This is a genomic window from Streptosporangium sp. NPDC000396, from assembly GCF_042898655.1.
GTDB lineage: Bacteria > Actinomycetota > Actinomycetes > Streptosporangiales > Streptosporangiaceae > Streptosporangium.
In genome coordinates this window covers 12846-25599 of record NZ_JBIAZA010000037.1, presented here as the reverse complement: position 1 = coordinate 25599, position 12754 = coordinate 12846, and the positions used below count along the sequence as shown (strand labels likewise).

The 12754-nt window shown below is 66.8% G+C and carries 16 protein-coding genes; 6 read left to right on the top strand and 10 right to left on the bottom strand.

From position 1 onward, the window contains the following. Positions 1-42 precede the first annotated feature (42 nt). Positions 43-1251, bottom strand: coding sequence for a barstar family protein (locus tag ACFY2X_RS40270; RefSeq protein ID WP_389948513.1), 1209 nt, complete (start codon positions 1249-1251; stop codon positions 43-45). Between the two features lie 166 nt (positions 1252-1417). Here ACFY2X_RS40270 and ACFY2X_RS40265 point away from each other — a divergent pair, with 166 nt between their 5' ends. Beyond that, entirely contained in the window at positions 1418-1954 is a 537-nt protein-coding gene (locus tag ACFY2X_RS40265) for a hypothetical protein (RefSeq protein ID WP_389948511.1), read from the top strand. A gap of 91 nt (positions 1955-2045) precedes the next feature. Here ACFY2X_RS40265 and ACFY2X_RS40260 read toward each other — a convergent pair whose 3' ends face one another. The 5 genes from ACFY2X_RS40260 to ACFY2X_RS40240 all read right to left on the bottom strand — a co-directional run bounded on the left by ACFY2X_RS40260 (position 2046) and on the right by ACFY2X_RS40240 (position 5161). Further along, a complete protein-coding gene (locus tag ACFY2X_RS40260; protein ID WP_389948509.1) occupies positions 2046-3119 on the bottom strand; it encodes a serine/threonine protein phosphatase in 1074 nt (357 codons plus the stop codon). A 203-nt stretch (positions 3120-3322) separates the two neighbouring features. Continuing rightward, a complete protein-coding gene (locus ACFY2X_RS40255) occupies positions 3323-4039 on the bottom strand; it encodes a hypothetical protein (protein ID WP_389948507.1) in 717 nt (238 codons plus the stop codon). After that, a complete protein-coding gene (locus ACFY2X_RS40250; protein ID WP_389948505.1) occupies positions 4006-4269 on the bottom strand; it encodes a hypothetical protein in 264 nt (87 codons plus the stop codon). Before ACFY2X_RS40250 ends, ACFY2X_RS40255 begins: the two co-directional genes overlap by 34 nt. 47 nt (positions 4270-4316) lie before the next feature. Next, positions 4317-4550: a tyrosine-type recombinase/integrase gene (locus tag ACFY2X_RS40245; protein ID WP_389948503.1), complete on the bottom strand. Its 234-nt coding sequence runs from the start codon at positions 4548-4550 to the stop codon at positions 4317-4319. Further along, a complete protein-coding gene (locus tag ACFY2X_RS40240; protein ID WP_389948641.1) occupies positions 4442-5161 on the bottom strand; it encodes a hypothetical protein in 720 nt (239 codons plus the stop codon). The genes ACFY2X_RS40245 and ACFY2X_RS40240 overlap by 109 nt, the downstream gene beginning before the upstream one ends. A 506-nt stretch (positions 5162-5667) precedes the next feature. Between ACFY2X_RS40240 and ACFY2X_RS40235 the strand changes: the two genes are divergently transcribed. Together ACFY2X_RS40235 and ACFY2X_RS40230 are read left to right on the top strand one after the other, a co-directional pair. Next, entirely contained in the window at positions 5668-5874 is a 207-nt protein-coding gene (locus tag ACFY2X_RS40235; RefSeq protein ID WP_389948501.1) for a hypothetical protein, read from the top strand. Between the two features lie 9 nt (positions 5875-5883). Further along, on the top strand, positions 5884-6459 hold the full coding sequence (locus tag ACFY2X_RS40230; protein ID WP_389948630.1) for a neutral zinc metallopeptidase: 576 nt from the start codon (positions 5884-5886) through the stop codon (positions 6457-6459). Positions 6460-6594: 135 nt separating this feature from the next. On the opposite strand, the gene ACFY2X_RS40225 is transcribed toward ACFY2X_RS40230, so the two are convergent. Continuing rightward, positions 6595-7425, bottom strand: coding sequence for a hypothetical protein (locus tag ACFY2X_RS40225; RefSeq protein ID WP_389948499.1), 831 nt, complete (start codon positions 7423-7425; stop codon positions 6595-6597). A gap of 450 nt (positions 7426-7875) precedes the next feature. On the opposite strand from ACFY2X_RS40225, the gene ACFY2X_RS40220 reads away from it, so the two are divergent. Continuing rightward, positions 7876-8454 carry a hypothetical protein gene (locus ACFY2X_RS40220; protein ID WP_389948497.1) on the top strand — a complete coding sequence of 193 codons (579 nt, stop codon included), beginning with the start codon at positions 7876-7878 and terminating at the stop codon, positions 8452-8454. 61 nt (positions 8455-8515) lie between these two features. On the opposite strand, the gene ACFY2X_RS40215 is transcribed toward ACFY2X_RS40220, so the two are convergent. Then, a complete protein-coding gene (locus ACFY2X_RS40215) occupies positions 8516-9112 on the bottom strand; it encodes a hypothetical protein (RefSeq protein ID WP_389948495.1) in 597 nt (198 codons plus the stop codon). Positions 9113-9243: 131 nt separating this feature from the next. Here ACFY2X_RS40215 and ACFY2X_RS40210 point away from each other — a divergent pair, with 131 nt between their 5' ends. Further along, on the top strand, positions 9244-9648 hold the full coding sequence (locus ACFY2X_RS40210) for a hypothetical protein (protein ID WP_389948494.1): 405 nt from the start codon (positions 9244-9246) through the stop codon (positions 9646-9648). Positions 9649-9769: 121 nt separating this feature from the next. Here the strand turns inward: ACFY2X_RS40210 and ACFY2X_RS40205 are convergent, their stop codons facing one another. Then, a complete protein-coding gene (locus ACFY2X_RS40205; RefSeq protein WP_389948492.1) occupies positions 9770-11065 on the bottom strand; it encodes a hypothetical protein in 1296 nt (431 codons plus the stop codon). 133 nt (positions 11066-11198) lie between these two features. On the opposite strand from ACFY2X_RS40205, the gene ACFY2X_RS40200 reads away from it, so the two are divergent. Beyond that, positions 11199-11915 (top strand): TetR/AcrR family transcriptional regulator, encoded by a 717-nt coding sequence (locus ACFY2X_RS40200; protein WP_389948490.1) that lies wholly within the window; start codon positions 11199-11201, stop codon positions 11913-11915. Positions 11916-12119: 204 nt separating this feature from the next. On the opposite strand, the gene ACFY2X_RS40195 is transcribed toward ACFY2X_RS40200, so the two are convergent. Continuing rightward, complete coding sequence (locus tag ACFY2X_RS40195) at positions 12120-12365, bottom strand: hypothetical protein (protein WP_389948488.1); 246 nt, start codon at positions 12363-12365, stop codon at positions 12120-12122. Positions 12366-12754 lie beyond the last annotated feature (389 nt).

The following is a 12754-nucleotide window of genomic DNA, read 5'->3' as shown; positions in this document are numbered from 1 at the left end:
AGGCCATGTCAATTCGCCAGACGAGAGGCGAGCGGTGACGGGTCAGCGGAACGCGACCTCGACGGCGTGCTCGGAGAAGATCTGCAGGAGATCGTCCAGTTCGATGCTCGGCCCCCAATCGCGCGGGCGGTGGTCTGGCCGGTCATACCCGGCGACGAGGTGGCGGCGGGCCACGTTGGAGTGGTGCCAGACCAGCCGGAACGGGCTGGTGGCACCCCATCCGCCGCAAAGGCAGTCATGCAAGGCGTCGAGGTTACAGCCGAAGTAGCCGCCGGGGCCGTTGATCGCTTCTCCGATGGCGCAGTAGAAGGCGTCGATGTCGGTGACGAAACGACCGTCGAGGTGATACGTCGTTCCAGCCGGTTTGTCCGGCAGCCCCTGGAGACGGTGACCGGCCGCCAAGTCGGCCCATTCGTGCCGCAGCAACCGGTCGTAGCGTGCCCACAGGTTGGGTTCGGCCGGGCCGCCGTCGTACCACATCTGAAAGATCTCGCGGGCACCGCTCGGCGTCGGCTCCTCGATTCCGCCGTCGAGGGTGATGTCCAGCAGGCCGTCACCCAACCTCGACGGGCGGGCGGTAACGACGGTGGCCGACAGCAGTCCAGCCCCTCCGGCGGTATGGCCGTCGCGTTGAAGGGTCATGATGGACGCCGTGATCTTGCGTCCCTCGATGGTCCCTGCCAGTAGCGCTTCGGGACGGAAGCCGATCAGGGTCACCGGCCGGACGGGCGCGGGGGGCCGCTTGCGGAAGACTCCGGCGATGTCCAGGCACTGGCCAAGTTGCTCGTCATCGAGCGCGGCCAGACGGAACCCCGTCGCGTCCGGCTTCTCCTCAGGCAGCCCCCACTCCGGGAGCAGCCGGATAAATCCGCGTAGGTCGAGGTCGACCAGGCCATCTCGCGCCGCCGACGGGCGCTGGCCGATCACGGTGACGTCGATGAGCTCTTCCACGCAGGTGCACCCGTGCTCGTCCCACAGGCACCTGGCAGGCCGCTGCTGGTGGACGGGAAACAGAGCGATGCTGGGCAGCCACGCCCGCTCGGTCCCCATATGCTCCAGCGCGTCCTGCAACGGCCCCGACGGGTCGCAGCCGAGCAGAGTGAATGCCTCGGGTGGCGGGATGGGCTCGGGGTCGACGAAGAGCCCATCGATGTCGTGGCACACGCCCAACGTGACGTCCGGCTCACCCACCTCACCGGTGTAGTCGTCCAGCAGCAGCCACCGCGCGCCCGGCAAAGCAGGAGTTGTCATCGCGACAGACTCTAGCCGCTGATTTACCCCCTTGCCTCGGTTGGCGCTGACGGTGATCTATCACGCATAGCGGGCTGTAGCGGCGAAGCCACATCGGTTCCGGGAGACGAGAAGCGGCCACCGACTCATCGTCGAGATGCGAAGACTTCGAGGAGAGGCGGTGGCTGTGACCTCCATGCTGGCACGCGCACTGGGCGGAGACATCCCACGATCTGGCGACAGTGACCGCACCGATGCGTTAGCCGTGCTGGCCGACTTCCGCACTGACTGGTTCGCCTGCTTGACCAGTCGCCCCGCGGAGTTGTTCGAGCTGACCGACGCGGTGCTGCGCGTGGACGGGCCGGTCAAGACGCTGGTCGGGCCACCGCGACGCCACCCACCGATGCGACTTCAACGTCGCGAAGGAGAGCCCGATGTCCTCGGCGAACCGGCGCAGGGTCGCCTCCACCCCCCATGCCTCGTCGCCGTGACCGCCGCTGCCATAAGGCTGCATTGGCTCGATCTCCAGCGCCAGATCGCCTTAACCGACCACGGCAAGATCAACATTGTCCTTGAGCTGGGTTCTTGCGTAGTTGACATGTGTGCGACGTGGCAGGTTGACGCTCACTCGGCGGGGCATGCCCGGCGGGTTGAAGAACACGTCTGTGGTCGGGCCGGCACGTTCAAGATCGCGATGCAGGCGTCATTCGGGATGGCGATGTGAGGGAGCGAGAAGGCCCCGGCAACATGGCATTGCCGGGATCTTGATGTGCAGCATGTCGCCTTGGTGTTCGTGCTGTCGTGTCTGATGGGGATCAGCGCATTGCGCTCATGGCGCGTTCGATCTTCTCGCTCGGATACGGCGTGGTCCTACGGGTGCCGTACAGGTCCCAGTAGAAGTCGTTTATGGCCGCCGCCACGGGTGCGTACCGGCGGATCACTGCGGCTACAGTTGGCGGGGCACCAGCGGGGTCCGCGCCGTCCGCGCACGCGCGGATGTACTCGTTGCGTTCTCCCGGTATGCCGTTCGGCGGCACCGTCACTCCGCAAACATTGGTGACGAGCCAGTTGACCAGCCGCATCAGCGCGTACCCGATGTCGTGGGTCCGGTTGCGCTCCAGGAAGTCGATCTCCTGCGTGGACAGGTCGAACCGGGAGGAGGCCGCCAGTCCGAGGTCGGCGATGTACAGGCGTTCACCATCGGTGAGGATGTTGCCGAAGTGGCCGTCGAAGTGCATCAACCCCTGGCCGTTCATGAAGGCCACGTCGGTGAGCAGGCACGACTCGACCATGGCGCTTGCCGCTATCGCAGCGTCCTGGCCAGCGGTTCGCTGAGTGGCGAGCCAGTTGTCGAGGTTGTAGGGGATGAACTCCTGAAACAGCACGATGCTGGCCGAGGCCCGGGCAAGGGCGTGGAGACGATCCCGTACCGCTGGTGATCCATCCCAGTACCGCACGACCGCCTCGATGTCGGCGTGCTCCTCGCTGGGGGGCGGCGCTCCCGGCAGCACTCGCCAGTGATACAGCAGCGGAAAGGCCGCACTGCGCCCAGCCAGGACCCAGTTGGTCGTCATGACGTTGGCCGCGAGTTCACGCCAGGCACCGAAGCCCGGCCCGCCGACCTCGACAAGTCCGTACTGGCAGAACGGAGGCACCCCGAACAGGTTCGCGGTGGACATCACGTTGCCCTCGCGGCGCTCCAGGTCGGTCAGTGGGATTCGCTTGGCGAAGACCGGCACGCCATCAATGTCCAGCAGTACCGAGGTACCACCGATCCCCGAGCCCAGAATCTGCGCCTGCTCCAGCGACTCGCCGAGCTGCCGGTCACTGTGCAACGCCAACGCGCTCGCGACATCGCTGTATCTGCTGACACGCTCACCGTGAGACATGTTCAATCGTGTGTCTTGCAGTTCCAATGGCAGGCACCCTTCGTGATCAACTTCGCGTGGTAGACGTTACACCCGTCGGGATAGGCCTTTCCGGGTTCATTCCGCGAGAACACAGTGGTCAGGATTGAGACGCGTCGAGAGCGATACGGTCGGCGAGTTGGGCTTCCAGTCCGGCGATCCGATTGTCCAGGAACCGGCTGTTGTCACGGGCCGCCGTAAGCCGCTCCTGCAGCGGTGCGTCTGTTGGGTAACTCGTCGGCCAGTGCTCGGGCGACCTCGTCGGAGAACGGGCTGCGGGACCGCTTTGTGCTCTCGCCACCGTTCGGCATAGCGGTGATGAGCCTCGGGTCCAGGCCGAGCTGGCCGGCGGTACCCGACTCCAGCACGTCGGACAGCAGCTTGCGGACACCATTGAAGACGGACCGGTGGGTGTTGCCGGTGACTGCGCCGGGCCTGCCGTTCCGATGGGCCAGCGCGATCGACGGCAATCCGTGCCGGACCCGGTGAGGTTGGTCGGCCACGAAACGCTGCGCATGTTCCTGCCGCAGTTGTGCGGGATCGTGGCCGCCACCGGGCGCGTCGATCTCCAGGAAGGCGCTGAGCTCAGCACAGGCCCGGCGCATGACGTCGAACGGGCCTCGGTTGCGCGGACACCTCGTTGAGCTCAGACTGTTCGCGAGATAGTCCCAGAGCAGGTCGCGCAACCAGCGTTGGGAGACGTTGGTGAGGTCGAAGTGGCTCTGACTGCGGTGAAACCGGCGACCGAAGTGGTCGGTCTCGATGAACCCGGTCTCCTTGGTGTCCTGCGGGCTGTAGTAGACGCAGCGCAGCCCGCAGTCGATCTCGTAGCAGATCATGCGGATCATGGAGTCGAGGTCTTTGCGGGTCAGGCCGTCAGCGCCGCGGGTGTCCAGCTCCACCAGCGAGGTGAACCGGTGCTGGCGGGTGTGGTTGGCCAGCCGCTGAACCCCGGCCAGATCCCAGGCGGACCTGCTTTGATCTGTGAATGGGCGAACAGGCCCCACTGAATCTCGGCCTTGACCAGGGCAGGCAGCCCGATCAGGTTGATCATGCCGACGCGGACGATCGGCTCGGTGACCTCGCACCACCGCCGAAGCTGCACCTGGTCCTCGTAGGACTCGCCCTCCACTCGCCAGCGCTGCTTGTGCGGCGGGCACAGACCCTTGGACGAGTCCGTCAGATAGGGGTAAACCGTGACCCGGCAGCTTCCGAACCGGTGAAGGCCGGGTTGTGGATGTCGACGTGCCCGTAGACCTGTTCGACTGTGGCGGCCGAGGCCCAGCCCCCGGCGTCGCGGGCGATCAGGCTGTTGCCGCCGGAGGCGTCGAGCACGTCGGTGGCGAATCCGTGCCGGAAGGCATGAGGGTGGACCCTCCCCGACTCCAGGCTGATGCCGGCCAGCCGGAGCATCTTGCGGACGCCCGCGGTTGCCCGCGGTTGGGGCCGTGCAACTGAAGCAGCAGCATCCCGTGCTCGACACCACGCGGGTACTCGGTGGTCATGTACTCGAAGTAGGTATGCACCATCGCGGGGCTCGCCCGCCGCACCGTGCCGCGTACGACGCCGTCCTGAATGATCCAGGGACGCTTGGTCTTGACGCGAGCCGGGTTGGGGTTGTTCTCGCGATGGCAGATGTGCACATGCGGCGCCCGGCACTCGCCGCAGGCCGCGCCCTCACGCAGGTGCAGGTCGACCAGGTGCAGCCCACAAAGCTCACCAACCCGGAACCCTCCGTCGGCCGGCCAGGTCACTGCCGGCCGGTCCCGTGCCGCCGACCGTGCCTCCACGAGGCGTTGACGGGTTCCCTCGGGAAGGAGCTTCGGATGACGCAGCCGCACCGTCTCGGCCGGCGTGAGCGGGTTGGCCGGCATCTTCGTCAACGCGTGCCCGAGGAGGGCCCGCCGCCGGTCGGTCTTGGTCGGCAACCGATCGCGCTTGAACTCCTCCGCCAGCTCCTGGTTGACGCCCCGCGTGCCCTGGTCGAGGTAGAAACCCTTCAAAGCAGCCGCCGTGGTCTCCACGGCTGCTCTGACCATAAGGGCGCTCGCCGGTCCGCCGCGGCCGGCCGAACGGGCCGGCGTCACCAGGGGAAAGTAGCTCTACTCAGAGCCTTCCGGCGTTTCGCAGTCAAAGCAGAGCATGATGAAGACGATGATCAGGGCCTCGCTCCTTGTCGGCTCGCTGCTGGTCTTCGGCGCCACCACGGCGGAGGCCCAGACGAAGCCGACGCTGGCTTTCGGGCCCCAGCGCTGCATATCGTGACGAACTCACCCACACCAAGGAGATAACTGTGCAAGGCCTTTAGGATGACGGTGCCGCTTACGGCCCCGACGAGACCATGGCCAACACCTCCGCCGACCGCGAGGACGACGGCAGAATCTACGACGACGGCGCGGTGTATGGGTCGGCGTGAAGAGGTCGACCATCTCTGGCGGCGGGCGGTTCCCCATATTCCTCGCTGCCGATTATCGGTCGATGCCTCACTCGCTGATCGTTTTGTTGGGATTTCTTAGTAGGGTTTTCCGGCATGCGTACCCTTTTCGTCGCACTGACAGCTGGCGCGCTTGCGAGCACGGCACTCACCGGAACGGCGGGCGCGAGCTCGGCCAAACCTGTCCCGACCGGCTCCGCGGCCTTCACCAAAAACCCGATCTACAAGACCGGTAAATTCGCGTCCCAGACCTGCGAGGAGCCTCCCATCAAGGGCGGTGACGTCGACTCCGTCCGGATATAGGCCAGCGCCATCTCGGCCTGCCTCGGCAAAGCGTGGGGGGCCCAGCTGAAAAAAGCTGGAATACCGTTCACCAAACCGAAAGTCACGGTCGCCTATGGGGACCGCATCAAGACCGCCTGCGGTATCTACCGCCCGGGCGACACCTTCGGTCTGTACTGCCAGAGGAACACGACCGTCTACCTGATGGTCAACGATTACGGCGTGGCAGATGAGCTCGACTCACCGCAGATGCTCGAAAGCCTCTCGATCGGATACAGCTACCACATCCAGCGGCTGATCGGCGTCCTCGACCAGGAGGCCCGGGTCGCCAGGAAGTCGTCCAAGTCCGGGGTGGTTGCTCTGAACAGCAAGGTCGCGCTGCAGAACATCTGCTTCACCGGCGCCTTCATCGGCAGCGTCTGGGACTCCCTGGGCCACAGCAAGGAGCACGGCTCCGACTACTTCATCAACCGGCACTCCCCGGAGGGCGACGTCCCGGGCAACGGAACGACAAAGAACCGCGTTTACTGGCTGGGACGCGGTTTCGGCGCGCAATCCCCCGGCGCCTGCAACATCTTCACGGCCCCGGCCTCCCGGGTGGCCTAACCCGCCGTCGCCGCCCCCTGCCGGGAAGACCACTTCGGCCTTTCCTCGTCCCGGAGTGATCGGGGCGGCGGGCCCGGCGGGGAGCGGCCACGCCTGGTTCACCGATGACCCTGGCCTGGCGGCGGGTTCGTGGACCTAACCCCGGCCGCCGCCCCGGATGGTCGGCTCGCGCGTTCCCATCTTCTCCACCTCGCTCGCCGGAGGCGTCTTGATGGTCACCCGGCCGCCCCATCCGGTGTAGCGGGTCTCGACGCTGAGCTGCCTGTCCTCTCCCACTGCCGCGCTGACGTGGGTCCTCCCCGGATAAACAGTGACCAACCGTTGGGGGAGCTGGTCGGAGCCCAGGGTGAGCCTGAAGCGCAGCACCGCGGCCTTGTCGTCCGTGGACAGCCCGGTCAGGCTGGTGTTCCGCAGCCAGGGGGAGATCTTCTCCAGCGCGCCGAAGCTGATCGTGCCCGTGTAAGTGCGCCCGGTTCGCTTCCCCTTCGTGATCAGGGCCTTCAGGGTCGCCGGCTCGGCCACGTTCACCAGTTGGCCGTACCAGCCGCTAAAGCCGGCGTTCATGCCGTGCGGGTGCTTGATCCAGCTCTTGCCCTTCGGCGGCGCCCAGGGACCGCCGGTGTAGTAGCTGGTGGTGCCGATCCTGATCGTCCGCTCTGGCCTGTTCAGAATCCACGGGAGGGTGGCGGGTATCTCAGAGGTCTCGTCAGTGGTGAGCTTCGCGCTGACGTCGGAGGCGACGATTCCGGCCCTGCCGAACTGGAAGGAGCCGGTGCGCTTGAGGAAGGACCTGTTCCCGGCGAACTCGACCAGAGTGGCGACGTCGGTGAACTTCACCCCCTTGCCCGCGGCGAACTGGCTCTTCAACACTTTGACCGGATCCGCGGAGGCGGCTGCTTGGACAGGTGTCGCGACCACGGACGTAATGATCGTGGCTGCGGCGATGCCCGCGATCATTTGCTTCACAGTGATTTCCTCTCGGCCTGATACGGGAAGGGAAATCCTGCCGGGCCATGATCACAAACGTGTTTCGGAATGCGTCGTCCCATGGCCGATGCGGGCCAGGTCGGTCAGGTGGAGTTTGGACTCTTCTGGGGAACGGGAGGGGCGGCGGCGTGGGTCACAACCGTCCGTCGACCATGTCCTGGAGCGCTCACCTGCCGACGTTGTCCAGCCTGCCAATTCCGAAGACCGACGACAGCTGAGCGCGGCAGCAGACGAGCACACTGGTTCATCCGCCGGTGCGGACGAGTCTGCAGGAGGCAGGAATCGATTGGCCCGCTTGAGGCGTCTGCGTCGTCGGTGGCTTCGTCCGTCCCGCGAGCGTGGTCGCGCGGCCGGTGCCGACCCCGTTCTCACAGGCAGTGCCGGGATCTGGTGAACGTTCCCGCCTTCCCTGTCGGGAAGGAGAGCGCCGTGCCGCTGCCGCAGATCCCGCTCGACGACCCGCGGGTCCTGGCCCTGGCCAAGACCCGCCAGCAGCTCGCCCACGAGGGCGCCTTGTGCCCGACCTGGGAGGAGCTGACCGACAAGAAACGGGAGGACTCACTGCCTGATGCCCGCAACTACCTGGAATCGGCGATCAACGCCGGACTCGTCCCGGCCGTAGAACTGATCCACAACGGACCGCTCGCCGGTCTGGGCAACATCAACCGCGAGATCGAGCGGCAGGCCACCATCATGGTCACCGCGGCCGCCGACCTCCCACTGCTGCTCTATCGGTTCCGCACCATCCCCACCGGCGGGATGAGCGCCGGGACGGTCCTGGGCAAGCTGGCCGAGACCGCCGAGCACGTCGGCGAGTTCGCCGCCCAGAACTGGGTCGACATGGACGAGGACGAGACCGCCAACTGGCGCAAGGCCCTCGCGGCCCCGGCGGAGGCTGGCCCGCCTCAGCGAAACGAGGAGGGAGAAGCTTCACCGATCCCGAGATTCCCTCAACCGCCACAGCGACATGTTCTGCACGGAAAACGCCCTGGTTCTGGGGCTGAATGACCTGGAGAGGCGCCCGGGAACCCAGAACTTATCTCTTAGAAGCCGGCGTGCCGTGGTGCCTTCATGGGGTCTGCCGCAGGACGTAGCTGCCGCCGGTGACGGCATGGTGGGCGCCGTCCTTGGGACAGCGGCCGGAGGCGCCAGGGGAGTTGCCGTCGAAGAACATGCCGGCGCACTTGAAGCACCAGCGCCACTGCTCCTGGCCGCCCGAGGAGTCGCGGTTGCCGACGTCCTCGATCAGGTAGTAGGCCGAGATGGTCGGGTAAGGACCGAAAGGCGTGTGGCCCGAGGAGCCCCGGCTGGGGCAGTGACCGAACGTGGGGTTGCCCCAGTACCACAGCCCCTGGCAGGCGCCGCACCAGCGCCAGTTGCTCTGTCCCTGGCCTCCGTCCTCGATGGTCTTGAGGACGTAGTTCCCGCTGCCGGTGCTGTGATGACCGCCGTCGAAGATGTTCCCGGCGGGGCACCCTCCCCGCGTCCCGTTCAGGGAGAACCACAGGCCGCTGCAGCGTTCACACCAGCGCCACCCCGCCTGGGCGGCGCTCGCCGGCGCCGGAGCCGCGACGGCGAGCGCGGCGCTCGCGCCCAGGAGCAGCGACGCACCGGCCATCATGCGCAGCACCGCCCTGCGGTGCAGCTGTTCGATCTGGCTCGTCATGAGCGTCCTCCATTTCGATGGGATGCCGGGCTCCCGACTATCGAGGAGGGCCACCGGTCCCGGAAGGCGTCCCGGCGAACTCCGTACAAGCCCGTACAAGCCCGGTGACGGGATGAAAAGGAAGGGCCGCGATGCCACCCGAACCGGAGATCGATCTACTCGACGCCAGCCGGATCACGCAACGGCTGCTCCGCCGTACCTGTGCCTGGTGCGGGACGGAGGTGCCCTACTCCGGACGCGGACGCCCGCGGCGATACTGCGGCAAGTCCTGCCACGACAGGTCATGGGAGGTGCGCTCCGCCGAGGCCCGGCTGCGGCGCGACATCGCCGCCGGCACCGCGAGCACCGAGCCGGTCCGCGAGGTGATCCGTGAGACCGTCACCGAACGGCGCACCCGGCTGATCGCCGCTGCGCCGCCGTCGACGGCTCCCGGGTGGATCGCGCACCTGGAGGAGCTGGTCCGCCAGCTCACGGTCGGGGAGCTGGCGGCCAGCACTGGCATCACGCCAAGCTGCCGCGCGCCTTGCACACCGTGACCATGGCGCTCGACGGCGCCTACCCGGGCGGCCTGAACGTTCTGAAGCGTCCCCGCAGCGAGGCCATCGTCCGTCTCGCCTCGGCACCGTGCTCCAGGCCGAACAGGGCCGGGCCGCAGTGTTACTCCCAGCCGGTCTTCTGGAAGTTGCCAAGGAAGGCGAGGTCGCTGCCCACTCCCGCCGGTATCGGGCCGAGTTCCACCGGGCCGGAGGGGGAAGTCAGGCTGGCGCGGTAAAGCTTCGCCGTGCTGGCCGTGGCGTCCTCGCTTGCTGCGATGATCAAGGACTGGCGGTCCCGGGAAATGGCGATCGACATGATCGTGGCCTCAGTCGCAGGGGCGATCTCGGCCTTGACTCCCACCTCGATCGTCTCCACGTATTCGAGGTCGGCCCGCGCGGCGGCGGGGTCGATCCGCACGGTGTAGAAGTCGTTGCTCGAACCCGCGCAGAGCAGGTCCGTGGAGTTGATCCAGGCCACGGGGGTGCAGTCACGCAGCCCGCCGTCGTCACGCACGGCGACCTTGACACTGAGCGGGTTGTGGATGGGGGCATCGGCGAACCGGTCGACCTTGCGTGCCAGGACATCCAGTTCGAACCCGGCGACCAAGGAGAGTTTCACCGCGACCTTGCTGGGGTCGGCCGCGAACGTCCCGGACGGGTGGACGGTCCCCGGGCACATGACGGCGGCCAGCCTCACGGGGCGGTAGAAGGTCTCCTCGTTCCCGTTGCTGAAACAAGCCAGGCTGATCGGGCGAGGGGAGAGGCGGCCGTTCGCGTCCGCTGAGAGGAACTGCTGGGAGTCGCGCAGGAACCAGAACGACCCGTCCGGGGCGAATCCGGGGTACTTGTCGGAGAACGTCTCCTTGACGTAGCCCTTCTTCGTCGACCTCTCCGTGATGTCCGCGAAGGCCCCCGTGCCGAGGTCGAGCCACCCCACATGCGTCGGGGTGCCGCTGTCCGGGAAGTCCACCTGGATGGCGACGCGCCGCCCGTCCGGCGAGACTGGGCTGATGCCGGCATCTCCCTTGCCGCCGCACAGGTTGCGCATGAACGCCTTCTCCCCTCCCGCCTTCTGTGCGATCTCGGTCAGCTGGGCGGCGAGTGTGCTGACGGAGAAGGTTGCGATGCGGGTGCGGAAGGTGTCGTCATAGGCCGTGGCCTGCCAGCCGCCGTCGCTCGACGAGCAGATGATCGGCCCGGGGGACGAGATCAGGCCGGAAAGGTTCCTCGCCGCCTCGGCGAGCGCGGTCTTCGTGGCATCCGCCTTATTGGCACTGCTCTGCCTTTTCTGTGAGGTGCCGGGGTCTTGGGTGTCCTTCCCGCAGGCGGTGACGGCCAGGAGGATCGCGACTGCCGCCGCGAGCCAGCCGCCTCTGCGGGTGCGCGACGTCTTTCTCGGCTGGTCCGCCGTGCCCATCAAGTCTTCTCCTCAACGTAGCAGTGATGACCTATCAAAAAGTGAATACCATTAACTATGTATTGCTCCTTCACTGCAAGTCGCGCTGAGTACCGGGGAGGCGGTCACGGCTGAGACCGGCGAAAATGGGCGGGTGACAGCATTGACGCGACGGGAACGACTGCGGGCGGAGCTCGAGCAAGATGCCAAGATCGCCGCTCGAAGGATCGCCGCCGAAGAGGGCGTCGAGGGCCTCACCGTCGCTGCCGTGGCCCGCAGCGTGGGGATAACGCCACCGGCCCTCTATCGCTACTTCAACGGCAGGGCGGGTCTCGTCCGTGCCCTCTACGACGACGTCACCGCCGAGTTCATGACCACCGTGTCCCAGGCCGTGGAGCGCCAGGACCCCGACGACGTCAGCGCCCGGCTGCACGCGGCCACCCGCGCCGTGCTGGACTGGTCGCTGGCCAACAAGGCCGAGTTCGACCTTCTCATGGGCGCCGGTTATCCCAAGGTCGCCGCGTCGGAAGAGGGCATCCCAAAGGTCATCTTGCGTGAGCTCGGCGGTCTGTTCGGATTGCTCTTTGTACGGCTGTGGCGCGAAGGGCGGCTGGACTACCTCGCGGACGAGCAGATCGACCCCGCCCTGGCACGGCAGTTGCGGATCTACCGCGAGACCATCGGACTCGAGCTCCCCATCGGAGTGGCCCTGCTGATGATGACCTGCTGGCGGCAGATCTACGGACTGATCTGTCTGGCCGTCTACGGTCACCTCTCGTTCTCCTTCGAGGACCCCCTGCCGCTGTTTGAGCACATGATGGACCAGCTTCTCGGCCTGCTCGGGCTCAGCCGAAGTCCCAACCTGCGCTGACGTGCCTCAGCGGCTGCGCCGCCCACGGAACGTCGCCGTGCCGGAGGTCCGACTGCTCCACCGTTATACGAAGCAGCCGCACCACGCCCATCGAGTACGGCCTGCTCTGGCCGCGCGCGGGGAAACCCTCCGCGTCCGCGCCTTCGTCAAGACGGCCCTCGAGGTGGCCGACGCCACCCGGCGCAGTGGTCCAGGAGCTCCGGCTCAGACGGGCCGGTGTCCGAGATGGTGACGAGAGTGTGCAGCCCCGCGAGGACGCCGGGCGCGGTGAGACCCGGGATCGTGGGCGAGGCGCTCCAGCAGGAGCGTGCGACGCCGCCCGTAGCGCAGCCGGGTGGCGTGGATGTGGCGGTCGTAGGCGTAGGTGTCGATCAGGTCGGCCAGGACCAGCTGGTTGAGGCTCTCGGTGTACTGGTCGGCCTCCTGCGCCAGGACGACCTCCTGGAGCAAGATGGGGCGGGCACGAGCTGAAAGCGGGCGGTGTGGTACTGCGTGGCGACCTTGCCCTTGCCGGTGCGGCAGGGGGAGCCAGCCGGGGCGGCGCAGGAGGACATCGGGCAGTCGTGGGCCTCCACGTGGAGGAAGTCGTCGTCGTGCACTCCGAGGTCGTTTCATGGGTGCGTTTCACCCGTCCAAGATTTTGCACCGGCCTATGAAACAGCGGAAGTCCAGCATGCTTCCGGCCGGGGCGGCTGTTTCATAGGCGAGGGCTTATGAAACAGCTCTGCCGGTTCACGGGACGAATGTTGATCTCCCGGGCGGCCTCGCGCAAGCTTGGCCGCCCGCGAGCGTCGTTCAGCAGACGGGCGGCCGCAATGATGGCCTGGGTCCGCCAGCGC

Bases quoted from the DNA above. Each gene is read 5' to 3' on its own strand.
- ACFY2X_RS40210 (WP_389948494.1), top strand. From the start codon at position 9,244: ATGCCACCCGAACCGGAGATCGATCTACTCGACGCCAGCCGGATCACG.
- ACFY2X_RS40245 (WP_389948503.1), bottom strand. From the start codon at position 4,550: ATGCTCCGGCTGGCCGGCATCAGCCTGGAGTCGGGGAGGGTCCACCCT.
- ACFY2X_RS40260 (WP_389948509.1), bottom strand. From the start codon at position 3,119: ATGTCTCACGGTGAGCGTGTCAGCAGATACAGCGATGTCGCGAGCGCG.
- ACFY2X_RS40205 (WP_389948492.1), bottom strand. From the start codon at position 11,065: ATGGGCACGGCGGACCAGCCGAGAAAGACGTCGCGCACCCGCAGAGGC.
- ACFY2X_RS40235 (WP_389948501.1), top strand. From the start codon at position 5,668: ATGCGTACCCTTTTCGTCGCACTGACAGCTGGCGCGCTTGCGAGCACG.
- ACFY2X_RS40270 (WP_389948513.1), bottom strand. From the start codon at position 1,251: ATGACAACTCCTGCTTTGCCGGGCGCGCGGTGGCTGCTGCTGGACGAC.
- ACFY2X_RS40215 (WP_389948495.1), bottom strand. From the start codon at position 9,112: ATGACGAGCCAGATCGAACAGCTGCACCGCAGGGCGGTGCTGCGCATG.